The sequence below is a fragment of the Treponema saccharophilum DSM 2985 genome (genome assembly GCF_000255555.1).
In the GTDB taxonomy this organism is placed as follows: Bacteria; Spirochaetota; Spirochaetia; order Treponematales; family Treponemataceae; genus Treponema_D; species Treponema_D saccharophilum.
On the sequence record NZ_AGRW01000048.1, the window covers coordinates 37,166 to 60,424 of the forward strand.

The 23,259-nt window shown below is 51.5% G+C and carries 16 protein-coding genes; 7 read left to right on the top strand and 9 right to left on the bottom strand.

Annotated features, from left to right (window positions below):
• Positions 1–190 precede the first annotated feature (190 nt).
• Positions 191–1,204, top strand: a complete 1,014-nt coding sequence (locus TRESADRAFT_RS15170) for a GerMN domain-containing protein (RefSeq protein WP_002704651.1) — start codon at positions 191–193, stop codon at positions 1,202–1,204.
• A 192-nt stretch (positions 1,205–1,396) separates the two neighbouring features.
• On the opposite strand, the gene TRESADRAFT_RS08165 is transcribed toward TRESADRAFT_RS15170, so the two are convergent.
• Positions 1,397–2,449: a DUF7954 domain-containing protein gene (locus TRESADRAFT_RS08165; protein WP_002704653.1), complete on the bottom strand. Its 1,053-nt coding sequence runs from the start codon at positions 2,447–2,449 to the stop codon at positions 1,397–1,399.
• A 145-nt stretch (positions 2,450–2,594) separates the two neighbouring features.
• Positions 2,595–4,445: a proline--tRNA ligase gene (locus TRESADRAFT_RS08170; RefSeq protein ID WP_002704654.1), complete on the bottom strand. Its 1,851-nt coding sequence runs from the start codon at positions 4,443–4,445 to the stop codon at positions 2,595–2,597.
• A 686-nt stretch (positions 4,446–5,131) separates the two neighbouring features.
• Here TRESADRAFT_RS08170 and TRESADRAFT_RS08180 point away from each other — a divergent pair.
• Positions 5,132–6,067, top strand: coding sequence for a carbohydrate kinase family protein (locus TRESADRAFT_RS08180; RefSeq protein WP_245534338.1), 936 nt, complete (start codon positions 5,132–5,134; stop codon positions 6,065–6,067).
• 109 nt (positions 6,068–6,176) lie between these two features.
• Here TRESADRAFT_RS08180 and TRESADRAFT_RS08185 read toward each other — a convergent pair whose 3' ends face one another.
• Positions 6,177–7,163, bottom strand: a complete 987-nt coding sequence (locus TRESADRAFT_RS08185; protein ID WP_002704658.1) for a pectinesterase family protein — start codon at positions 7,161–7,163, stop codon at positions 6,177–6,179.
• 77 nt (positions 7,164–7,240) lie between these two features.
• Here TRESADRAFT_RS08185 and TRESADRAFT_RS15175 point away from each other — a divergent pair, with 77 nt between their 5' ends.
• A complete protein-coding gene (locus TRESADRAFT_RS15175; protein ID WP_002704660.1) occupies positions 7,241–8,212 on the top strand; it encodes a C40 family peptidase in 972 nt (323 codons plus the stop codon).
• A 165-nt stretch (positions 8,213–8,377) separates the two neighbouring features.
• On the opposite strand, the gene TRESADRAFT_RS08195 is transcribed toward TRESADRAFT_RS15175, so the two are convergent.
• From TRESADRAFT_RS08195 to TRESADRAFT_RS08205, 3 genes are all read right to left on the bottom strand, one after another.
• Positions 8,378–9,628, bottom strand: coding sequence for a pectate lyase family protein (locus TRESADRAFT_RS08195; protein WP_002704662.1), 1,251 nt, complete (start codon positions 9,626–9,628; stop codon positions 8,378–8,380).
• A gap of 106 nt (positions 9,629–9,734) precedes the next feature.
• Positions 9,735–10,787: an alpha/beta hydrolase gene (locus TRESADRAFT_RS08200; protein ID WP_002704664.1), complete on the bottom strand. Its 1,053-nt coding sequence runs from the start codon at positions 10,785–10,787 to the stop codon at positions 9,735–9,737.
• A gap of 213 nt (positions 10,788–11,000) precedes the next feature.
• Complete coding sequence (locus tag TRESADRAFT_RS08205) at positions 11,001–12,617, bottom strand: MBL fold metallo-hydrolase RNA specificity domain-containing protein (RefSeq protein ID WP_002704672.1); 1,617 nt, start codon at positions 12,615–12,617, stop codon at positions 11,001–11,003.
• A gap of 253 nt (positions 12,618–12,870) precedes the next feature.
• On the opposite strand from TRESADRAFT_RS08205, the gene TRESADRAFT_RS08210 reads away from it, so the two are divergent.
• Together TRESADRAFT_RS08210 and TRESADRAFT_RS08215 are read left to right on the top strand one after the other, a co-directional pair.
• The gene (locus TRESADRAFT_RS08210; RefSeq protein WP_002704674.1) at positions 12,871–14,004 is read left to right on the top strand and encodes a DUF2804 family protein; all 1,134 of its coding nucleotides are present in this window, start codon (positions 12,871–12,873) and stop codon (positions 14,002–14,004) included.
• A gap of 82 nt (positions 14,005–14,086) precedes the next feature.
• Complete coding sequence (locus TRESADRAFT_RS08215) at positions 14,087–16,108, top strand: hypothetical protein (protein WP_002704676.1); 2,022 nt, start codon at positions 14,087–14,089, stop codon at positions 16,106–16,108.
• A gap of 87 nt (positions 16,109–16,195) precedes the next feature.
• Here TRESADRAFT_RS08215 and putP read toward each other — a convergent pair whose 3' ends face one another.
• The 3 genes from putP to TRESADRAFT_RS08235 all read right to left on the bottom strand — a co-directional run bounded on the left by putP (position 16,196) and on the right by TRESADRAFT_RS08235 (position 20,419).
• Positions 16,196–17,782, bottom strand: coding sequence for a sodium/proline symporter PutP (gene putP / locus TRESADRAFT_RS08220; protein WP_002704678.1), 1,587 nt, complete (start codon positions 17,780–17,782; stop codon positions 16,196–16,198).
• Between the two features lie 359 nt (positions 17,783–18,141).
• Entirely contained in the window at positions 18,142–19,569 is a 1,428-nt protein-coding gene (locus TRESADRAFT_RS08230) for a hypothetical protein (RefSeq protein ID WP_002704680.1), read from the bottom strand.
• A gap of 58 nt (positions 19,570–19,627) precedes the next feature.
• On the bottom strand, positions 19,628–20,419 hold the full coding sequence (locus TRESADRAFT_RS08235; protein ID WP_002704682.1) for a hypothetical protein: 792 nt from the start codon (positions 20,417–20,419) through the stop codon (positions 19,628–19,630).
• A gap of 195 nt (positions 20,420–20,614) precedes the next feature.
• Here TRESADRAFT_RS08235 and TRESADRAFT_RS15675 point away from each other — a divergent pair, with 195 nt between their 5' ends.
• Together TRESADRAFT_RS15675 and TRESADRAFT_RS15685 are read left to right on the top strand one after the other, a co-directional pair.
• Positions 20,615–20,935: a helix-turn-helix domain-containing protein gene (locus TRESADRAFT_RS15675; protein ID WP_002704684.1), complete on the top strand. Its 321-nt coding sequence runs from the start codon at positions 20,615–20,617 to the stop codon at positions 20,933–20,935.
• A 448-nt stretch (positions 20,936–21,383) separates the two neighbouring features.
• Complete coding sequence (locus TRESADRAFT_RS15685; RefSeq protein WP_002704685.1) at positions 21,384–23,018, top strand: SGNH/GDSL hydrolase family protein; 1,635 nt, start codon at positions 21,384–21,386, stop codon at positions 23,016–23,018.
• Positions 23,019–23,259 lie beyond the last annotated feature (241 nt).

Sequence of the window (23,259 nt, forward strand, 5' to 3'; positions counted from 1 at the left end):
AAAAATCTCCAGGAGAATTGATTTCCGTATTCTAGCCGTTACGAGGACAGTTCGCAATGAATCCCCGTGCTGTGATTTTCCAAGATTCCGCACTTTCCCGCGTTTCGCCGCCGATTTTCTTGCGGCTGTCATAAATCCGCCATTTGCTCGTCGTTTACTTTTGGGTTTCCGTCGAATATACTTACAAACCATGAGCGAATTGAACGAACAGGCCGTCGTGGATGAAGCAGATGACGAAAAGGAGTCCCTCAGGGATTTTTTCAAAAGCAAGGGACTTTTCATAATAATATGGCTGTTCTGTTTCGTCGTGGTTTCCATCGTCTTTCTCGTGAAGCTGGACGACATCAAGACAAATCTGAAAGACACGCGTTTTTTTGAGCGGATTTTCGGCTCGACACCCGTTTTTATAGAAAATCACGTCAGCAAAAAGGAAAAGCAGAAAACGGACCTCGGGGAAAAAGAGACTGTCATCAACATAGACAAGATTTCCGGAAGGAACGTTCCCCGCGGCGACGATATTTCCGAGACGATTCCGATGGAGGAATCCGTGTGGAGCCGTCCGACGGAATCGCTTGCCGAGGAGCCGCCCGCCGACGTTCAGCAGCCCGGCGATGACGTGGGTGCCGCCGGAATCGATTATGAAATTCCGACCGAGGAGCAGCCTGCCGCAGAAGTTGAGCCGCCCGCCGTGTATCCCGTGGAGGAGGAATTCATCCCGAAAAGCCTTCCCGTGGACAATTCCGTTTTTGAGGAGAAGCCCGTCCGTTCGCTCGCGGACGTGCAGATGATGAACGCGAAGCTCTGGTTCGTTTCCGTTGATGCCGACGGAAGGATTACCCGCCGCCAATGCACGAGGCGCATCGTCAAGGCGGACGCGCCGCTCACGAACAACATAAAGCTGATTCTGCAGGGCCCCGACTCGCGGGAATTGGACGACGGGTGCATGTCGCTCATTCCGAACGGCACGCGCCTCATTACGGCGCTCGTAAAAGACGGCGTCGCGTTCCTCAACTTCAGCCCGGAATTCGAGAGCAACAGGCTCGGCGCGGAAGGATACCTTGCGCAGCTTCAGCAGGTCGTTTTCACCTCGACGGAATTCGCGACCGTAAAAAGCGTGCAGATTCTTATAGACGGGCACAAAAAGGAAACGCTCGGCGACGGCGTGTGGATCGGCTCGCCGCTTTCGCGCTCCGATTTCAAGTGATTCGCCCGTTTTGGGAAAGCCAAACAAAAAGCAGCCTGAGGAAAAATTCCCCGGCTGCTTTTTCGCTTTTAGGCTCGTTTCCGATTTCAGTACCTTTGTGCCATTCCAGATATCAGTAAACCTGTTCTGAGACTGAATTTTCCGAACAGGTCTGTTGAGAGATGCCGAAATGAATTCGGAATGGCATCTTGCTCATTTCACGTCGTATGACGAGATGATTTTGTCGAAATATTTTTTGTTGTTCTTGTAGGCGTTCTCGTTGACGGTGAGCGCGAAAATTCCTGTCGCGTCGTTTCCGAGCGGGACGATTTTCTTGAAGTCGCGCTTTACGGACGCTGATTCGGGGAAGAGGAATACCTGCTCGATTTTTGTCGAGCCACCGCTTTCCGAAATCCGCATTTTCGTCCAGTTCGGGTACGTGTGGTCGCGCCCGAGGATGAGCGAGCGTATGAATGCGCCTTTCTTTTCGGCCGGAAGCATGAGCGCGACGACTGACTGCGCCGCGTAGTCGCCGAGCATCCACGTCGCGGGCGATTTCTGTTCCCATGATGTGTCGAGCGATACGGAAAGGCTTTTCAGGCCGTCGTTCTCCACGAGGATGTCGTTTTTCTTTCCCTTCTTGATTTTCTCTTTTTTTCCGGCGGGAACGTCCTTGGGGAACCCTTTGAACGAAGAGAAACTCGTGTCGGTTGATGACGAGAGCCTTCCACCGGTAACGGCTTCGAGCGCGATTTTTCCGTCGGACGTCGTGATGCGCGAAAGGTTGAGAATCGGGATTACGGGGTCGAATTCGAGCGAGACCCTGCCGCCGAACTGCTCGTAGGTGTCGGAAACGGAGCGTTTTTCCGCAACGTCGCCGGCGTTTTTCCGCCTCGGGAACAGTTCGTAGACGAAATCGTGGAGATAGTTCGCGACGTCCGTCTCCTCCTGCGTCTGCGGGAACGGCTCGAATCTCTCTCCGGTCAGCTCGATTGCGTCGCGCTCCTCGTTTCCGTCTATCGTGATGAAATCCTGCATGTCGATTTCCGGCTGGGAATCCGTCGACGGGGCATAATAGCGCAACCCGTACGTCGTGTCGTCATAGAAGATTATGCCGATGTACGAATCGCGCGTGAACGTGCTGTCCTTGTAGTAGACGAACTGCCCGCTTTGGTCGGGAACCGCCGCTTTCACGCCCGGAATGGCGAATGCGTGGAACGCGAGAAGCGGGATTGCCGCCGCAAATGTTCTCTTCAGTAAATTCATTTTCCTTCCTTGCAAATTGCGCGGAGGGCTGCCCGCTGGTCCTGCATATTAGACCTGCTCTGAAAGTGAGATTTCCGAACAGTTTTGTTGCCATTCCGAAACAGTCTCGGCATGGCGGCGCGGTTCGGGCAGCCCCTTTTTCGGTTTACGCGTTGAGGCGCGCGAGTTCCGCCTTCACGAACGCAGCGGCTTTTGCTGCCGCCTCATCCGCCGGAACAAGCTCGGCTTCTGCCTGCGCGCGCGGCTTGAATTCGACGTTCGGGAGGTTTTTCTCGCCCACCGTTATGCGCAGCGGGATTCCGATAAGCTCCATGTCCGCGAATTTGACGCCGGGGCGCTCGTTCCTGTCGTCGAGGAACACCTCGATTCCGTCCGATTTGAGCGTCTCGTAAATTTTGTCGGCGACTTCCTTCATCTTTCCGTCGTACTTTATCGGAACGACGCAAACCTGGAACGGAGCGACGGTCATCGGCCAGATGATTCCCTTCTCGTCGTTGTTGTTCTCGATTATCGAGGCGAGCGTGCGGTCGACGCCGATTCCGTAGCATCCCATCGTCGGCTCGGCAGCCTTCCCGTTCTTGTCGAGGAAGGTGACTTTCATCGACTTCGTGTATTTGTGCCCGAGCTTGAAGATATGACCGAGCTCGTTTCCCTTCGTCGAATAGAACGTACCGCCGCAAATCGGGCATTTGTCGCCTTCCTTTACGGTGCGCACGTCTGCGCAGAGGAACGGCGTGAAGTCGCGGAGCGGCTCGACGTGGCGGATATGGAATCCGTCCTTTCCGCTTCCGGCGATTGCGTCGTGCATCATCGCCGTCATCGTCCCGTCATCGTTCGCCTTTACGACGGAAGAATCGACGACGAGCGGAGCCTTTGCCGTGACAGGACCGACAAAACCGTGTCCCGCGCCTGCAATCTGGCGGATTTCCTCGTCATCGGCAAGCACGACTTCCGAAGCCTTGAGCGCGGATGCAAGTTTCGCCTCGTTCACGTCCAAATCGGCGCGGATGAGGACGCACGCGTATGAAAGCGGGTAGTAGTCGCCCGAACTTTCCTTGACGCGTTTCCAGTCCTTCGCGTGCGGGCATGACGAAAGGTCGAGCGCCGAATTTATGACGCGGTAGACGAGCGCCTTGATGAACATTTTCGGGGATTCGTCGAAGAACTTTTCCATATCCTCGATTGAGAAAACGTTCGGCGTCTCGACTTCCTCAATTGCCGCGTCTGTTTTCTCGTGCTTCTTCCCGTTCTTGTCGAGCGACTCGTCGTCACGGCAGGCTGCTTTCTCGACGTTCGCCGCGTATCCGCAGGACTCGTTCGGGCAGATGATGAGCGTGTCGTCGCCAATCGGGGACTCGACCATGAATTCCTCTGAGCCGCTTCCGCCCATCGCGCCCGAATCCGCGCGTACCGGGATAATCTTGAGCCCGAGCCGCTTGAAGATGCGGAAATACGCCTTCTCATACGCCTTGTACGATTCGTCGAGCGACTCGTCGTCTGCGTTCATCGTGTATCCGTCCGCCATGATGAATTCGCGTCCGCGCATGACGCCGTAGCGGGGGCGGATTTCGTCGCGGTATTTCGTGTTTATCTGGTAGAAATTGACGGGAAGCTGCTTGTATGAATCAAGGCCGTCGCGGACAATCGCCGTGTACGCTTCCTCCGCAGTCGGGGAGACGACCATATCCTGCTCGCCGCGGTTCCTCGCCTTGAGCATCTGCGGTCCCATTGTTTCCCATCTTCCCGATTCCTTCCATATTTCTCCCGGAACGATTACCGTCGGCTTGAATTCGAGCGCGCCCGCCGTTTCGTTCCATTCCTCGCGGATTATTTCCTCAAGTTTCCTGAGCGAGCGGACTCCGAGCGGAAGGTATGTGTACAGTCCGTTTCCAAGTTTGCGCGTGATTCCAGCGCGGAGCATGAGCTTGTGGCTCGCGATGACAGCTTCCGAGGGAGCTTCCCGGAGCGTCGAAATGTAAAATTTGGATGCTTTCATAATTCGTCTATTGTATTGAAACGCAAAGGAAAAATCGACGGAGGGGGAGAGAGGAAAGGGGAAAGAGGAGAGTGGAAAGCGGAAAGGGGAAAGGGGAAAGTGGAAAGGGGAGAGTGGAAAGTGGAAAGTGGAAAGGGGAGAGTGGAAAGTGGAAAGTGGAGAGTGGAAAGTGGAAAGTGGAGAGTGGAGAGTGGAAAGGGGAGAGTGGAGAGTGGAAAGGGGAAAGTGGAAGGGGGAAAATGGAAGGTTCGCCGCGCGAACCGGCGCACGGTTGCTCCGACCAAGCCGAGCTTAGAACGGAAAAGAATGCACCCGCATGGAAGGTTCGTCCCGCGAACCGGCGCACGGTTGCTCCGACCAAGCCGAGCTTAGAACGGAAAAAGAATGCACCCGCATGGAAGGTTCGCCCCGCGAACCGGCGAACGGTTGCTCCAACCAAGCCGAGCTTAGAACGGGGATACGAACGCAACCGCCCCGCCGGGCATGGAAGGTTCGCCGCGCGAACCGGCGAACGGTTGCTCCAACCGAACCGAACTTAGAACGGAAAATGAATGCACCCGCCCCGCCGGGCATGGAAGGTTCGCCGCGCGAACCGGCGAACGGTTGCTCCAACCAAGCCGAACTTAGAACGGAAAATGAATGCAACCGAGTTGACACTTCCTTTTGTTGCAATCTAAATTTGAAAGATGAACGAAATGAAAAGACAGAAAATCCTCAGCATAGGAAACGTGTCGGTTGACATAAAGGCGTACAGCCTTGAGGAAGACACGAGCGAGGCGTACAGGGACGGCACGATAGACCTCGTTCCCGGAGGGGTCGGGCGCGGAATGGCTATGAACCTGAACCATCTCGGGCTTGATTCGTACATTTATTCGGCGGTCGGCGACGACATATTCGGCGACTATCTGCGCCATGGCATGAACGCGGAAGGAATCAACACGAAGCTGCTCAAAACGATTCCGGGGCAGTCGACATCCCTTTTTTCGGTAATGTCGAGCGTCGGAAGCCGCGCGTCCTGCATTTATTCGACAAAAATCCTGTCGAACATCGATTTTGGCGATGACGCCGTGTCGTTCATCGAATCGGAGCATATCGGAAGCCTCGCGCTCGACTCGAATCTTTCCGAGGAAACGCTCGGGAAAATCTACGCGTACAAATCATCTCATCCTGAACTGTTCGTTTTCCAGAACGCGACGTCGCCGGACATTGCCGGAAAATCGCTTCCGTACGCAAAATCGATTGATTTGTTTGCCTGCAACGAATTTGAGGCTGCCGCGATTCTCGGCGAGGAACCCGTGATGGATATTTCCACGGTCGAAAAATTCCGCGCGCTCGGGTTCGGCGATTTCATCGTGACGTTCGGCGGAAGGGGAGTGCTCGTCGCAGTCGGTGCGGACACGTATATCGAGCCGCCGTACTCGCCCGTCGAAGTCGTCGATACAATCGGTGCGGGCGACGCGTTCGCATCCGGATTTCTCATGGGCTTCCTTGAGCGCGAGCCGGTGCGGAACTGCATCAGGTACGGGCTTGTCTGCGCGAAGGAAACTCTCCTGACGCGCCAGACTGTCAGCAAAAGATTGTCGCGCGATTTCGTCATGTCGTTTCTTCAGCCGGGCGAGTGATTTTCATCGCCGCCGATGGGCGCGTTTTTTATGGTGATGAAGAGCCGCGCGGGCGGAACAGCAAAAAAGGAACATTGTCATTTCACTTATACCGCCCGCACGGTTTCCGCTACCTGATTTTCGTCTTCTCGATTTCCCGCTGGAGAATCGAGAGGTCGTTTTCCGTCATCGCGTAGCCGTGCCGCTCCTGCTTTTTCGCGTCGTAGGGAATTTCCGTTCCGTCGCTTTGGACGACGACGGTTCCGAACTCACGCCAGCCGGTCAGCGCGCTTCCTTTTTCCGGATAGACGGCGCGCGTTCCTCCTTCGTCCGTCCACAGAGCGCTGTCGTATTTTTCGGAAATCCTGCATTTTATCAGCGCGATTGAATCCCATCTGTCAACGGAATCCTTCTTTCCCGTTCCCTGCGAGCGCCCGATGAAAATCTTTGCGCCCTCGCCCCTGTCCTCCGCGGTGAAATCGCAGTTGATGAAGACAAATCCCGGGCGGGAATTTTTCGCGCGGCTCTGCAGGACGTATGCCGGACGTCCGTCGCCGCGGTTGTCGCGAATCGTGTGGAGCGTGCAGCCGTCGAAAAGCGCGGTGTCGCAGTATCCCCAGATGAAATCGACGTCGCCGCAGACGAAGCAGTTCTTGAAATGGGAGAACCCGCGCACGTGTATCGTGTCCTGCCTGCTTTTGAATTCCATCCCCTCGCAGAAAAGGAATCCCTTGTCGCAGTGGAAGCAGATTGCCTCTGCCTGGTTTCCGAGCGAGGCGTCGTCGTTCGTCTTGACGTGCGTGTTCTCTATCGTGAAGTTCCTGAGCGTCACGCGCGTGCATTCCATCCCGAACGTGATTACCGCGCGGTTTTCCGTGTCCTTGTGGAACGCCTCGCAGTTTTCCCCGGAAAGCGCGCATTTTTTTGCGTCGCCCGATTCCGAGGCGATTGTCAGCGGGTTGGGAAGATTGTAGAAAATCCTGTCCATTAGCGCGCCCTTGTGTGTTCCGTCGGCGAGCGTGATGACGATTTCCTCTTCCGGGGCGATTTTCTCCGATTCGAGGAATGCGATTGCGGAAGAAAGGTTGTCTTCCGGAGTTATTCGAATATTTCTCATGGTGTCGAGTATACGATATTTACCGGTTTGATGTTGGAAAGGAAATCGCGTATCATTTCTTATGGAGGAAAGGTGAAATGAAATCAAAAATCGTGGTTGCTTTTTTTGCGCTGATTGTTGCGTGCGCTCCGTCGTTTTCCGATACGGACGGGGACGACATAATGAGGCTGAGTGCGCCGAAAGACGGGGAATTGTTTGTGCTTTCGGCGGAACCGAGCAAGAAAGATTTGATGTCCGGCGTGTCAAAGAATCTCAACGAGATAAAGGAGCATCGGCTTGAACTTATCGGCCGCGTCCTCGTGAACCGCGCGGCTTTGGAGGCGAAAAACAGGACGACTGTCGATGAAGCCGGCTCGTCAAAATCATCCGTCTCCAAATCCCTCGAATCGAACAAGAATGCCGCCCGATCAAGAAAGCAGGAGCTCCTTGACGAGATGAAATCCCGGAAGGGTGGCTCAAAATCCGAGCAGAAAAAGGAAACAAAAGTGACAAAGGAAGAGCGGAATGAATCGAAAAGTGAGGCTGCCGCCCCCGCGCCCGTTTCCGTCACGAAAAAGGAAGACAATTCCGTCGCGCAGGGCGACACCGTGGAGAAGGCTGAGCGTCGGTTGGACAATGCCGCGGAAAAGCGCCGGAAATTCATCGATTGTGCGATGGGGCTTTTGGGTACGAAATACGTTTACGGCGGGAAAACGCCGCGCCCTGGAATCGACTGCTCGGGGCTTGTCTCGTATTCCGCGAAGCAGGGAATCGGCACGGACATGTCGGGCAACGCGCAGATGATTTTCGACAAATGCACGCGAATTCCGCAGAAGGATGCCGTTCCCGGCGACCTCGTTTTCTTCAAGGCGCCGTCTGACAGCCGGATTTCGCACGTCGGAATCTATCTCGGGAACAACCAGATTGACAACGAATTCCGCAAAGGCGAGATTTTCCTCAATGCGGCTTCGGCAGGCCCGCGCACGGGTGTCGTCGTGAGCGGGCTTTCCGAGCCGTATTGGAAGAGGACGCTGTACGGTTTCGGCCGCTTCATCGCCCCGATGGAATAATCCGCTTCCCGTCAGAAAATAATAAGGGGCTGTCCCAATACGTTTCTTGACTAGTGCCGTTCCGAATTTGTTTCAGAATCTGGGTGCTAGATATACTGCAGATGCTGAAACGAGTTCAGCATGACAATACTTTTCGGCCCCATGAATCTTCTGCGGGATGTGCCTTTATTCGACTGTTATTTCGAGGATGCTTCCGGCGTTCGAGAGCGTCGTCCGCTCGCCCGATTTCGCATCCTCAAGGTTGTATTTGTACGGAACAGCGAACGGTTTTTCGCTGACGGAATGGCGCGCGAAATCCTCGGCGTTCTTCTCGCTTAGTTCGGGAATGTTCCCGCTCGCGAAAAGCTTGTAGAACGTCGCGTCGCCCGGCTTCGATTTGTCGGCGCATCTGAGAATCATCTTTCCGGCGTGCTGCCCGAAAACGTTGTTCTCGACTATGAACTGCGCCCCGATTCCCGGGCTGAGCGAATAGCCGCTGTTTTCCGGGTTTCCGATTTTATCGTAGACGTTGTTGTAGAGATGGACTTCGCAGCCGCGCGTTCTCGGCATCCGCTGCGTCGCGTCGTGGTAATAATTGTGGTGTATCGTTATCTGCCTGTCCGTCGGGTTCGTGAATTTGTCGCTCGGTGCGATGAGCGTCACCTTGTCGTGGTTGTGGAATTCGCAGAACGAGATTGTCATGTTGTGGACAGCTTTCACGTCGAGGGCACCGTCGTGGTTGAAATTCCTCGAAAGGTCGCGGCATGTTCCGTCGGAGAAAGTGCAGTGGTCAATCCAGATGTTTCTGGGGATGTAATCCGACGTGTATTTTCCCTTTTCGAACGTTCCTTCCACGACGAGCTGGTCGGCGCTCGCCTTTTCGTTCTTGTATTCGGGAACCGACGTGTCGTATTCCGTCGAGCCGTGCGCGTCGTAGAATTCGACGTTCCTGATGATGATGTTCTCCGCTTTCTGCTTCTCGCTTGCCTTTATCCGCAGTCCGCCGAACGCAATCCGCGCGTTTTTCGTCCCGAGAATCGTCGTGTTCGAGCCGATGTCGAACACGATGTCGGCGTGCAGCCTTTTGTGCGTCGTCTTGTCGAACGCGTCGTAGTAGCTGTGGTCGGAATCCGAAATTTTCCCGTCGCTGAGGTCGATCGTCCCCTCAAGAAGAATGACTTTGCTCTTGTCTCCGGAAATCGCGCGCGTGAATGCCTGGCGCTTTTTGACTGGATTCGGATGCGTCTCGTCGCTGATGGTGATGACCTGCGCTTTTGACGGATAGGTCGCGCCCGCAAGGTCGAAGAACCCGCCCGTCTGCTCGACTTTGTTTCCGAGTCTGACCGTAAGCGGAATCAAATCCGTCTGCGTGCCCGCGAATATCCGCGCCGAAAGCACAAGCGCGATCGCCGCATACATAATCGGTTTTCTTTTCATTGTGGAAAATCTCCTTATAAAAAAATAGGCTGTCTGATTACAGGCAGCCCTTATTCTCATCTTTTTTTCATCGTTGAACTATAGGCATTTCTGCGGATTTTTTTCATCAAATCGCGCTGCGCTCTTTTCCGTATTTCGAGAGGAATTTTTTCACTTCCGCGTGGTACGTTTCCGGGTCGATGAGGTTCGCGATTGCGTGCGGAGAATCCTGAATCCGTACGTACTTGTATTTTCCTGCCTGCGGGTTCGGCTCCATCGTCATCGAGCCGTTTATGTTGAGCATCGTCCCGAGGCAGTACGAGAAATTCGTCTCCGTCATCTCAATCGGGACGTATGCGTCCGCAGTTCCGTGGAAGAATAGAATCGGAATCTGATTCGCGCGCTCCTTGTTGAATTCGATTGCGTCGAGCGTCGAATACTCGCCCATGTCGAATCCGGCAAAACTCCTGACGAACAGGTTTCCGATTTTCATTATCGTTTTCGCCGTCGGGACTTTGCGGTCGTTCTTGAGGACCTTCCAGATGATTTCCTTCGGCGAGGTGAATCCGCAATCCGCGATGACGCCCCGCACGTTTGATGGAAGGTCAAGCCCGAGCGACATGACGCTCGTCGCGCATCCCATCGAGATTCCCTGGATGAAAACGGGATTTTCCTCGCCGTAGATTTCGTTCGCCTTGACTATCCAGCCGCGCAAATCGAACCGTTCCTTTACGCCGAACGTGATGAATTTTCCCTCGCTCTCTCCGTGCGTGCGTTGGAACGGCAGGATGATGTTGTAGCCGAGGTCGTGGTAGAAATGAATGAGCGACGCGAATTCGCGCACGGGCTCCGACTGGTATCCGTGCATCAGAATCATCGTTCCCGCGGCACTCTTTTCCTCGCCGCCTCCCGCCGGAAGGTCGTACGCCACAAGCTTTAGCCCGTCGTCCGACTCGATTGTGATGCGCGCCGGATTCTGCATCTCGAACCACGTCTTTTCCTGAAGGAAATCGTCGTAGAATTTTTCCGTTCCGAAATATTTCCTGTTGATTTCCTCGGTCGGGTCGTTCCGCGAGAAAGATGGAAGGAAAACGAGCGCGTAGACTGCCGCCACGTACAGAATCAGAAGTCCCGCCGCAACAGCAAGCAGGGAACTCAGAATTTTGAAAATCTTTTTCATAAAAAAGAACACACCCCTTGTCGTGCCGGAAATCCGGCAATCATTTCAAAGCATCCTGCTCAGAAAACGCCGGTTTTTGAGCAGTTTTTTTGGCGAAAATCGCCGGCAGATAAATAAACCTGTCCGGATTGCGCGTTTCCCGAACAGGTCTGATAGCGGGCGGAACCATGCCGGCTGCTATCGTTCCGCCCGTGCCGTTTTTGCGTGACCGGCTTACGTTATGTCGTACGTCTCGCCGTATTTTACGATTTGGACGTTCGGGAAGCCGTTCTCATTGAGGTACTCGCTCATGGCTTTCTGCGCGTCTTCCTCGCCGTGGACAAGGAAGATTTTCTTGAGGCGCGAGGTGTCTATCTCCTTGAGCCATTTCGTCGTCTCCTCGTAGTCCGCGTGCGCGCTGAACGCGTTTATCGTCTCGACTTTCGCGCGCACGTCGTATTCGTCGCCCATTATCTTGACGACTTTCGCGCCGTCGCGAATCTTCCGCCCGAGCGTGTTCTCCGCCATGTAGCCGACGATGAGAATCGTGTTGTTCGGATTCGAGATGTTGTTCGCGATGTGGTGGACGATTCTTCCTGACTCGCACATTCCGTCCGCGCTGATGATAATCATCGGGCCTTCCTTGTCGTTGAGCTTCTTCGACTCGTCAACGGAATTTATCGATGAAAGCGCGCCGAACCCGAACGGGTTCTTGTGGTGCTGCAGGAACGCCTCGTGAACCTCGTGGCTGTAGCATTCCTGGTGAACCTGAAAGATGCTCGTCGCGTTTACCGCCATCGGCGAATCGATGTATATCGGGATTGACGGAATCTTCTTCTGGTCCACGAGCAGGTGGAAATAATAGACGAGTTCCTGCGTCCTTTCAATCGCGAATGACGGGATGATTATTTTTCCCTTTTTCTCGATTGCGCGCATGACCGTTTTCCGCAGCTCGTCCATCGCGACGCTCGCGATTTCGTGCTTCCTGTTTCCGTACGTCGATTCGAGGACGATGTAATCCGGCGGCGGAAGTTTCGTTGACGGATTCCTGATTATCGGCTTGAGCTTGCGTCCGAGGTCGCCCGTGTAGAGAATCCGTATCTCGTCCCGTCCCTCGCGCCTGTCGAATCCGCTCCGCCGCTCCGGGCCCGTGTACGCCGCCTGCTCGTCGGGGGTCGCCTTCCTTCTGTCGGGAACGGCCTGCCGCTTTTCCTTTCCTTCTTCCTTCGCTTCCTTGAGAAGCTTGAAGAACCTGCCCCAATAGGAAAGTTTCTTTTTCGGAGCGGTTTTTATCGGGTTGCCGTTCTCGTCGCGCTGACCTTTTATCGATATGTAGGCGAACGCGGAGCCGAGAATGTGCCCCGCGTCGTAGAATTCGAGGGTGACGTCATCTCCGATGTTCCGCTTCCTGTTGTAGGAGACGGTGATAATCTGGTTCGTCGCCTTCACGCAGTCGTTCTCGTCAAAAAGCGGCTGCCAGGTGAATTTCGTGCCGTTTTTGAGCGCCTGCTTCCGCAAGTATTCGGCATCCCGCGCCTGAATTTTCGCGCTGTCCATCATGACAATGTCGGCAAGGTCGCGCGTTGCCGGTGTCGCGTAGATGTCCCCGTTGAATCCCTTCTTTATGAGAACGGGAAGAAGTCCGACATGGTCGTAGTGCGCGTGCGTGAGGATTACCGCTTTGATTTTATCGACGGAAATGTCGAAGTTGCGGTTTTTCTCGTCAGCTTGGGCGCGTTTCCCTTGAAATGCGCCGCAATCGACCATGTAAGCTGTCCCGTCTATCTCGAAAATGTGTTTGGAGCCGGTAACTTCCTGAGCCGCCCCCAGCGAATAAAGCGTTACTGCCATGATAAGCCCCCCTTGATGTAGATTTTTGGATTTGCTGCGGAAAATCCTCCTCGTTCCCGCGAGCCGTGACAGATTTTTACCATTTTAAAACGGAATGCCCCATTTCTCAATTTATTATTTGATTTTTCAAGAATCCGGCGGAAAAATCGCGCTCGGGGCGGACGGGTAAGCGCGTCTTCCTGTTCTTTGACATCTTGCCTAGACTGTCTTTTTTTCCGAAAATAGAAGTGAAAAAATCTTGTCAGAGGTCATTTTGTTTACACGAGAAATATCTGCCGTTCCTGAACGACTTGTCAAAAACGGGAAGCCTGTCTTCGGGATTTTTAAAGGTTGTCCCAAACGCCTGGACATAAAGGGGGTAAAGGATCCTTTCGTCTCTTTTCCGGGACCGAGGATTTTCTCGAACCTCCGGATAAAAAGCTCCCTAATGTTCATGTTCTCAATCGGGCAGTATATCGGTGTAGTTGATTTTTTCGACCAGAAGGTTTTCGGGTATGCCGAGGTGCTTTTCTGGAACAAGGAGACGAAGCGGAAATTCTCTTACAGGAAACTGATGGGGCCGCGGCGGCGGTTCATACCGCACAACATGATTCTGGGATTCTGCGCGAGTTTCTGGAAGAACCGCTACATACGCATCAGCTGGGACCACGCGAGGAACCGCTTCTCTGCTGTTTTCAATTTGAAGGGAGATTCCTCCCGCCCCTCGGCAAGCGCCGCATTCCGCGCGTCGTACATGGACGCCACGATGAACGAGACCGTTTCCGTGACGCCGTTCCCCACGAAGCGCCGGTGCTCTGCAACGTATTTTTCGACACCGCTGATTCACGGCTCGCTCTCGCTCGGCGCGACGAACCTTTCCGGGGCGGTCAACATGCCGGACTCGAACGGGCATTCGCTTTTGAAAGTCAACCGCGCGTACTACAATATCTCATACGAGGGCGAATTCGCGCTTCTTTCCGGAATGGTCGAGGTGCGCAAAACGGTTTCCGTGAAGGATTCTGACGGGAACGAGACGGTCGAGACGATTTCCTCGATGAAACGGGTCTCGCTTCATCTGAGCGGTGCCGGCGAGAATCAGGTCGATGCGGACAGACTGAACCCGAACTTCATTTCCGTCGACGGGAACGTGACGCCGCTTCCGTCGGTGCGGATTACGCATTCGGCGGGTTTTATGCGCGAATGGATAATCCAGGATTTCGAGAACATGGTCGACTTGACGTTTACGCCGAGCCTGAATCACGTCCGCGACATGTCGCTTTTGTTTTTGGCTTCTAACACGAGGACAATTTTCGGAAAATTTGAGGGCGTGCTCAAAACAAGCGAGAACGAGGTCGTCGTCCTGCGGAATTTCGAGGGAATTGTCAGAAGCCAGACGATGAGATTGTAATGCTTAAAGCCTGAGAAGGCTGTTTATAAGGCTCCGTCCGGCATTTGTTTTCCGGGCGCGTGCAAATGGTGGGAGATGTTTTATGGCGAAAGTTGAACAAAGCTGGGAACCCGGTACTCTCGACAGGACGAGGAAGAACATCGGCGTCCTGTCCGAGGAAGAGGCGAAGCGCATGACGAAGGTGCTCGGCGGGGAAATCCTTCAGGAGAAATCCGCGCCCATCGACTACAATTCGCTTCCTAAAAATCAGGTGTACGCCAAACGCGCTGTCGGAAAATCCGCGAATTCCGCGTCTTTGTCAGGTGCCTCAAGCGGAGGAGGCGGTTCCGCGAAAACGGATGCCGTCCAGGAAAAGAAAAACAAGCTTCCGGAAATCAGCTCGAAGGAGAAGATTCTGTTCGACAAGCTGATGATGGACGACGATTACAAAATCAAGCCGAGCTACGGCGTGTTCAACTTCGTCCTGAAATTCACGAAGGGAAACAGCCATCTCCGGCGCGGGTTCGTCGATTACACGCTCGTCAAGGACGTGGAGCATCTCAACGAATTCGTCATGGCGGTGAAATCGATTGTGCAGATTGCGCCGGAATCGTACAAGGAAGTCCTCATGAACGACAACAGCACGCTCGAGGACAAATTCGTTTTCCTGAAGACCGTCGGTTCGTGGTCGCTGAAAGATGTGCGCTACTTCCTCAACGCCCTTGAGTCGCACGCGGACACCGTTACGATTCTGGCGATGTCGGACTTCATCAAGGCGGTGTACAGGCTCCTCATCAAAATCTATTATCTCGGCGAGAACAAAATCCCGGAAATCCTGAAGGAAATCTATTCCGACCTAATAAAATTCCCGCGCGCGAACAAAAAGCGGATTTCCGTCCTTACGAAAACCGGAATCACGGAATGGTTCTACGTCTACAGCAAGGTCATAAAGGGGCTTTACCCGATTCTGATGCGCCTGTGCAGCAGGCATTGCGATTATTTCCCCGATTTCTTCACCGTCCGGACGGCGGAGATTTTCTCGTTTCTCGGCGTGACGAAATACGACCTCATGCTTCCGAACCGCAAAGTGAAGCGGCAGGAAAATCCCGTCGGCGAGAATTCGAAAAAAGAAGAGACTTCGGAAAAAAAGAAGGAAAGCGCGCGCGACAGCGCATATGTCGCATCGGGAATAAAGCTTCTTGAGCATCTTTTCCCGCAGGCGGGGTTCTCCGACCTTGCCTCGCATCCAGACATGTATCCGTATTTCCAGCCGCTCTATCAGTTCCGCGACGGATACAATCTGCTTTCCCCCGAAAATCCGCTGCAGATAACGGTGACGCTCCTGCGCATTTCGGAGGATTTCCTTCAGGGATGCCGCAACATGCAGTTCACCGACGACGCCGAATTCTTTTTTGGCGGGGAGGAGTCGGACAAGCTTTCGACGATTTTGGGACAGTGGACCGTTTACCGCGAGGTTCTTTTCGAGAAGAATTACGGCGACCAGATTAGGGAATTCGTCAACCACGAGTATTCCGCGCCGGGCGATTTCCGGAAGTCGCAGTACGGGCTGAAGCTCATAACGCAGATGCTCTGGCAGACGCATTATTATTTCCTTCCGTATTTCAAATTCCAGCAGGTAATACTCGACAAGCCGAAAAACGACAACCCGTACCGCGCGCTGTGCATCAGGACGACGCAGCTCAAGACGCTGTTCGGCTCGATTGTGCGGCGGATTTCCGAGAAGGAATCGACGCGCGGTTCCGTCGTCGGAATCGCAAATCCGTGGGAACGCTTCCGCTTCGACATCCCGACGCCCGTTTCCAAGCGCCTGAACATAATGCTCGGCGCGAAACGGCCCGACAACGAGACGAAGGCGACGAACGCGAATCTTTTGAAATACGCCCTGTGCGTTATTTCCGTCCTCGACTGGTGGCTCAACGACAAAGCAAGCCCGGCGTATTCGTGCGATTCCTCGGTCATCTACCGCGTCTCGGCAAAGGACGGCGCGCCCGAATTCTCCGTTCCCCTCCTCGAAAACCAGAACGAGCTTTTCACGGCGGCGCTCAAATCGACTTCATCCGCAAAAAAGCCCGCCGAGGAGAAGAAAAGCGAGCCTGAATCGTAAATCGTCGTTTTCCCGAACGCAAAAAAAAGCCGCCCGAAAATAAACGGACGGCTTTTTGTTTCTTATTGGTGCTCCGCGTTTATGAAATCAGTCCGCCATCGACTTGTACGAGTCGAACTGCGCGAGCATCTCGGGATTCTTGTTCTTGTCGAGGAGCGAGAACGCGATTGCGAAAACGGCGTTCGCGGCAAATCCCGGGATTATTTCGTAAACGGAGAGAACTGGGAACGCTTTCATGATGCTTTCGTCCACGATGGTTCCGAGGTTGTGCCAGACGACGACGGTGACGGCGCCCGCGATAAGGCCGGCAATAGCTCCTTTCGCCGTCGTCTTTTTCCAGTAGAGCGCGAGAAGGATGAGCGGCCCGAACGTCGCGCCGAATCCCGCCCACGCGTATGAGACGAGCGAGAAAATCGACGACGACGGATTGAGCGAGAGGAACAGCGCGATGAGCGCGATGAGGAACACCGTGAAGCGGCTCACGTTGAGCACCGTTTTCTCGTCCGCGTCCTTGCTGATTATTCCCTTGAAGATGTCTCGGCTCACGGCAGAGGAAGCCGCGAGAAGCTGCGAGTCAGCCGTCGACATCGAGGCGGCGAGGATTGCGCAGAGGAAGATGCCGCCGATGAACGACGGATACATGTTCATCATCGTCTCGGAGAAAACAGTCTCCACGTCGCCGAAATGCGTGACGCCGTCGATTGCCGTTCCCGCATCGACGCCGAGAATCGTCCCGTGGTTGAGGAGATACGCCGTGCCGAGCGTTCCGATGAGGAACGTCCCGACGTATGAGATGACCATCCAGACCGTTCCGATTCTTCTCGCCTTCTTGATTTCGTCGTTGGAGCGGATTCCCATGAAGCGGATTATGATGTGCGGCATTCCGCAGTATCCGAGCCCCCACGCGAGCGCCGAGATTATCGAAAGCGTTCCGAACTTTTCGTTCGCGCTGAACGCCGCCTTGAGCGACTCGCCGAAATTGCCCGCGATTGTCTGCGCGTTGAAATTCCGCACCGCCTCGATTGCGTCGGAAGGTCCGCCGAGCGAGATGACCGCGATTGTCGCCGAGATGATGAACGCCACGAAAATGAGCGTTCCCTGCACGAAATCGGTCGTGCAGACGGCAGTGTATCCGCCCGTAATCGTGTAGCAGAGGATGACGATAAGCCCGATTGCAAGCCCCGCGTGGTACGGAAGACCGAAAACCGAGTTGAACAGCTTCGCGCACGCGACGAATCCCGACGCGGTGTAAATCGTGAAGAAGAACACGATGAGGACAACCGAGATGACGGAAATGATGTGCGATTTGTCCTTGAACCTGTTCGAGAAGAATTCAGGAATCGTAATCGAATCCCCGAACGAAATCGAGCATTTTCTGAGCGGCTTCGCGACGATAAGCCAGTTCACGTACGTTCCGATGATAAGACCCATCGCCGTCCAGAACGTTTCCCTGATTCCGCCCATGTAGCACAATCCGGGCAATCCCATCAAAAGCCACGCCGACGAATCGGACGCCTCCGCCGACAACGCTGTGACCCAGGGACCGACTTTGCGCCCGCCGATGAAGAAATCCGACGCGCTGTTGTTCTTGCTGGCGTTCCGGAGCCCGATGTAAATCATGAATCCGAGATACAGGACGAACGCCAGAACCTTTGCGACCATTGTTGAATCCATTTTTTCCTCACAATTTCTGAAAAATATGAGAAGTTTAGATGAAATGGGGACGTTCGGAAACCCTGCGCGGAGAAGTGCTGACAGATGTAGCGCAAATTGAGCGGGATTTTTCAAAATCGATTTTCTCTATGGACAGAGATTATCCATTGTTCACTATCAAATAAACAAAACAGGGGGCATTGCGAGTTGGATGCAGCGGCCGCAAAGAATTGCTTCGCAATTCTTTCGCATGTCTGTTTTGTGGTGGTCGATTAAGCGTATGTGTATGTCTGCGATTCTGACATTCTCAGCAACTACATTATCATTTCTTCTGGCGGTAAACTTGTCGGCTTTGAAAATGGTGTTAGACGGAATCATTGCTAAATTGCACGATAACAAATTTTCTTTTTTATATTTCCATTATCATACAATTCGTATTCATACCATTCTTCCACATCATCACTTTTGAAATGTATTGGATTGCCTTTTGAGTCGCACTCATTCCAATAAGTTTTCAAGTCAGAATCTCTATAATAGGTTAATTCCCCCTGTGAATCGTATTTATATTCTTCACCGTCAGAACATTTTTTATGAATTAAAATACCATCTTTATATTCATACCATACTTCGTAATTATAATTTTCATCACTTGATTTGCTTAGATAATGAATTAATTTGTTTTTAGTATCATATTCACTGATTTCTTCTCTATCTGACCAACGGCAATAAATAAGATTACCAGATAGATCCCATCGTTTTTCCTCGTAGTCGTAGCCATCATCTAAGTCATAGCAGTTTTCTTTTTGGTCTAGCGATTTGTGTATGGAATGAATCAGTTTTCCGTCTGAAGTATATTCATTTTGATATTCACCATAAAAATGATGTCTTTCGAAAACAACATTCCCAAAAGAATCCCATTTTGTTATGTTTCCAGCAGAATCTCTAGAAATTGTTTTTTTTCCAGATGCATCATATTCAAACCAAATTTCATAAACTGATGAAGAATTTCCACTATCATAATCATCATTTGAATCATAATGTGTTGTTATGCGATGTAAAAGCTTTCCATTAGAATCATATTCATATTCTGTCTCAGAAACGCTAGTATCATCATAATCATCAATCCACATATCATCATCGTCATCATTGTGCCAGATTTTTTGGTAAACTAGACAACCTTTCGAATCATATCTATAAAGACATTTTTCACCATCTGAATCTTTTGAATTTTCAAGTTTTTCGCCATCATACTCAAACCATTTTTCCCATTCTCCATCAGACTCTATCTTTTTTAAATGAAGTAACTTATGTTCATCGTAATCAAAGAAGTATTCTCTATTATCATCTTTTATGTATATTAAATTATTATCCTCATCAAATTCCTTTTGAAAACTTTCTAAACCTGCACTTCCAAAATAAAATCTATAAATCTGTATTCCATTGTTTGCGATCCAAAGAATTTCATTTCTGTCATGGCTTATGCTCTGGTTTCCTATTTTTTCTGTCTGAAGGCTTTCTCCAAAGAGGAAATGATTTTTAGATTCAAAAACAGCTTTTGAATATTCTGAGTCACCTGAATTTTCAGAATCATCATTGTTCTCAAAACAGCAAGGGAGATCTGTCCTATTTCCTTTTTCATCATATTCGTAAGCTTTGTCTGCATATTCAGAAGCATGGGAAATATCGCTAATGATATTTCCATCCTCATCAAATTCAAACGCAATATATTCTGCAACCCATTTTTTTATAGTTTTTCCATTTAGACTTACCTGTTTGTAGACTTTTTTTCCTAAATCATGCTTGTCCATTTTTTTGCCTCCACTTTTTTTTTCGAGTGATTAAAAAAATCAAATGCAGTTTCTACGTCTAGATTGATTCGATTTTATTACGCAACCATTCGTACTTGCTTTTGATGCTTGTTGTTTGCTCAATTTTTCTTTCACACTCTGCGATATTTTTCTGTACATTGTCTTTTATTGGCTCTAAATAGACTGAAGTGGCTTTTATATCCCTGTCGTTTGCAAAAGAGATGAAATCGACATACCACCACTTGTCATCATCTTTTGTTATGTATGGAACAGAGTTTATAGCTCCTGCTTTTTGCAGTTTTTCTTCGATTGCTTTCGATAGTATGGTTCGTGGATTAACTGCAAATTCTGATTCGGATTCAAGAGTATGTGCTTCTAAAAAAGCTGGACCAAAAAATACGTTTTCCTTGTGGTACATCTTTCCAATTGCAATGCCACCTCTGGTGAAAAAATCGCTCATCGCAAGTTGGCTTATAATCCAAGCAAGATTGTATACAATCAATGAAATCTTTTTTACAAAGTCAGATTCCGTGTAAGGGAGAGTTATTGCAATCGAATCTGAAAAATAAGAAATCTGAATTTCGTTCATTACTTTTTCTATTTCGTCTTGGTTAAGCTGTAAATTAGGAATGTCAATAGCATTTTTTAATTTGATAAACTCATTTAGACCGTCTTGTGTGTTAAATGCCTTTATAAATCCAAGCAATTCTGCAATGTGTTTTAAATTTGCTGGTAATTTCTGGCTTTCAAAAACTTTGTTCTTGAATCCGAGGATATCCAAAATTACAACGATTGAGTCTTCATAAGAAAATGAAGTCTCTTCATGTTCAGGATATCTGTCTTTCACCATACCAATTTCCCTCGACTATCGTCCATGTTTTGCGGCAATGGAATCTGTCAATTCCATTGCTATGGTATACCATAGCACCCCGCTTGCGCTCGTTTATCCTTACTTACCGCAATGACAAAAAGTAACTTATTGCTATTAGCATAACTAACACTGCGCTTATGGTCAATAGTAGCTTTTAGCAATATTTTAAGATTAATGAACGAAATATCGATTGAAACTGTCATTAGGGAAAATATAAAGTCGCTTCGGAAGCAATTGGGCTGGAGTCAGGAATTTTTGGCAGAGAAGACTGGTGTTTCTGCGCCTTATATCACGCAAATCGAAGTCGGTAAAAGAACACCGTCGCTTGATATTGTAGAAAAGTTGGCATCCGCGCTTGGAGTCGAATACAAAGTGCTTTTTGAACCGCGAAATTCACCGGCGGACATATCATCAGGCAATTTTTCAAAGCACCTTCTTGAGTCGAAACTCATCTCGGCGATTACAGATACGATTCACAATGAGTTCAATGCATAGCCGACAAGGAATGCCTTGCGATAAAAACGCTGGAACCGCAAGTTGCCTTCAGCAACTTGTCGGCTTTGAAAACAGTTTTGGGTTTCACTTTCCTTGATGATAATGTGTGCCGCATTGAACTATATACAATTTGTCATCATCTACTTTATACACAAGCCTGTTTGCTTGTTTTCGTCTCCATAAGCTCACGAACCTTGCCGTTTCCATTTTCTATTTTGGCAGATATTGTAGTCATGTTTACTGCCTCCTGGTCATTTCGAGTTCGGAATGACCAGGAAATCGTGTTCCTCCGAAAATCAGGACAGAGTCTTTTGCAAAAATCAGTTGTCGAATATATGGAAAATAACGATGTTGCGGCTGTTTTTATGCCGGGTTTGAATTTTGACGACATCGGCGGGATTTTGGGTATATAATCAGAAATATCAAATTTTTATTTTTGGAGAAGAAAATGAAAAAAATCGTACAGATTGGAATCGCGGCGCTTTCTGTCCTCGCGGTTTCGTCATGCCACCGGGCGGAAAAGACGAGCGAATCCGCGTCTTCCGCACCTTCCTCGTCGAACGGAAGCGCGCTTGATGCCGCGACCGTCGCAAACGAGAAAGTGGAGAAAGTCGCCTCGATAACGAGCATCGGCGACGTGAAGGGAACCCGCATTTTTGTCGTGGGCGATTCCACGCTGAGCGCGTTCAACGACCCGTATTATTATCCGCGCTACGGGTACGGGACGAAAATCCAGGATTATCTCGATTCTGAAAAGGCGACCGTCGTGAATCTCGCGATGAGCGGGCGCTCTTCAAAAAGCTTTCTCAAAGAGGCGAACTACGAGACGCTCAAAAAGAACATAAAGAAGGGCGACTACCTGATTATCGGTTTCGGGCACAACGACGAGAAAGGCGAGGAAGCCCGCTACACGAACCCGAACGGGACGAAAGATGAAGCCGGTTCGTTCAAGAATTCGCTGTACCAGAACTACATAAAGCTTGCGCAGGAAAAGAAGGCGACGCCCGTTCTCTGCACGCCGATTGTCCGCCGCGCGCCTGGAAAAGCGTACGAGGGCGCTGTCGTTCACGTTACGAAAGACGCAGCTGGATTCCCCGGCGGAGATTATCCCAAGGCAATCCGCGAGCTTGGTTCCGAGACGGGAACGACTGTCGTCGATTTGACTTCGATTACAAAGGCGCGGTACGAGAACCTTGCCGACGACAAGGCGACCGCGAAATTCCACGCGCAGCTGACGTTCAAGGCGGCTTCCGTCGACAACACGCACCTCAACACCTATGGCGCGTCCGTTGTCGCCTACGATGTCGTGACTTCCCTCCGCGATGCCGACAAGAAATTCGCCAAATTCGTTAAGGACGGAATCAGCGCGCCGACCGAGGAAATCCTCGTCAAGAATCCCGATTACGTTGTTCCCAAATATTCCGAATTCAATCCCGCGGAGGATGCGTCTGCCCGCTACGAGCTGAGCGCGCCGTGGTTCGGGACGGTGTTCGGCGATTGCGGCGGAGAGGAGAAGCTTGCCGACCCCGCGAATTACGAAATTATAGAAAGCGACGGAAAAATAACGATGCATTCGGGAACGGTTGACGGCAGCAAATCGGTCGGAAAAATTGCCGGCGCTTCGGACGGAATCCAGTTCTACTTCCAGAAACTTCCCGTTGACAGGGATTTCACGCTCAAGGCAAAGGCGAAAGTCCTCCAGTTGGCGAAGAACAACCAGGTTTCGTTCGGCGTTATGGTGCGCGACGACGTTTACATCGACAAATTCGACAACTCAATCAATTCCGATTACGTTGCGGCAGGTCCGCTCAAGCTCGCGAACGGCGACGATTATTCCTCAAGCTGGATGCGCAAGGACGGGACGCTCAACGAGACGCACAACGCCGGGCAGAAAATTCCCGAGGTCGGCGACGTCATCGACATCTCCATCACCAAGAAAGGCAATGTCTACACGACAAAATTCGGAAGCGACACTGCCGAGTATACGATTGACCTCAAAAACGTGGACCCGAACGTGATTTACGCCGGACTCTACACTGTCAGAAGCGCGTACGTCGAATTCACCGAGGTGTCTCTGGAGTAGGCGCACGCATTGATTTTCGCGCGTTTATCATTGCGCATTGGAGCGTGCGCGCGCAGCACCCCGCTTGGCGGGGTGTGCGCCTTTGTGGGCGGACTTTGTGTTGATTGACGATGCTTCGTTTTAAGAGGAGCGTGCGCGCGCAGCACCCCGCTTTGGCGGGGTGTGCGCCTTTGTGGGCGGACTTTGTGTTGATTGACGATGCTTCGTTTTAAGAGGAGCGTGCGCGTGCAGCCCCCTGCTT

Bases quoted from the DNA above. Each gene is read 5' to 3' on its own strand.
- TRESADRAFT_RS15170 (WP_002704651.1), top strand. From the start codon at position 191: ATGAGCGAATTGAACGAACAGGCCGTCGTGGATGAAGCAGATGACGAA.
- TRESADRAFT_RS08165 (WP_002704653.1), bottom strand. From the start codon at position 2,449: ATGAATTTACTGAAGAGAACATTTGCGGCGGCAATCCCGCTTCTCGCG.
- TRESADRAFT_RS08170 (WP_002704654.1), bottom strand. From the start codon at position 4,445: ATGAAAGCATCCAAATTTTACATTTCGACGCTCCGGGAAGCTCCCTCG.
- TRESADRAFT_RS08180 (WP_245534338.1), top strand. From the start codon at position 5,132: ATGAACGAAATGAAAAGACAGAAAATCCTCAGCATAGGAAACGTGTCG.
- TRESADRAFT_RS08185 (WP_002704658.1), bottom strand. From the start codon at position 7,163: ATGAGAAATATTCGAATAACTCCGGAAGACAACCTTTCTTCCGCAATC.
- TRESADRAFT_RS15175 (WP_002704660.1), top strand. From the start codon at position 7,241: ATGAAATCAAAAATCGTGGTTGCTTTTTTTGCGCTGATTGTTGCGTGC.
- TRESADRAFT_RS08195 (WP_002704662.1), bottom strand. From the start codon at position 9,628: ATGAAAAGAAAACCGATTATGTATGCGGCGATCGCGCTTGTGCTTTCG.
- TRESADRAFT_RS08200 (WP_002704664.1), bottom strand. From the start codon at position 10,787: ATGAAAAAGATTTTCAAAATTCTGAGTTCCCTGCTTGCTGTTGCGGCG.
- TRESADRAFT_RS08205 (WP_002704672.1), bottom strand. From the start codon at position 12,617: ATGGCAGTAACGCTTTATTCGCTGGGGGCGGCTCAGGAAGTTACCGGC.
- TRESADRAFT_RS08215 (WP_002704676.1), top strand. From the start codon at position 14,087: ATGGCGAAAGTTGAACAAAGCTGGGAACCCGGTACTCTCGACAGGACG.
- putP (WP_002704678.1), bottom strand. From the start codon at position 17,782: ATGGATTCAACAATGGTCGCAAAGGTTCTGGCGTTCGTCCTGTATCTC.
- TRESADRAFT_RS08230 (WP_002704680.1), bottom strand. From the start codon at position 19,569: ATGGACAAGCATGATTTAGGAAAAAAAGTCTACAAACAGGTAAGTCTA.
- TRESADRAFT_RS08235 (WP_002704682.1), bottom strand. From the start codon at position 20,419: ATGGTGAAAGACAGATATCCTGAACATGAAGAGACTTCATTTTCTTAT.
- TRESADRAFT_RS15675 (WP_002704684.1), top strand. From the start codon at position 20,615: ATGAACGAAATATCGATTGAAACTGTCATTAGGGAAAATATAAAGTCG.
- TRESADRAFT_RS15685 (WP_002704685.1), top strand. From the start codon at position 21,384: ATGAAAAAAATCGTACAGATTGGAATCGCGGCGCTTTCTGTCCTCGCG.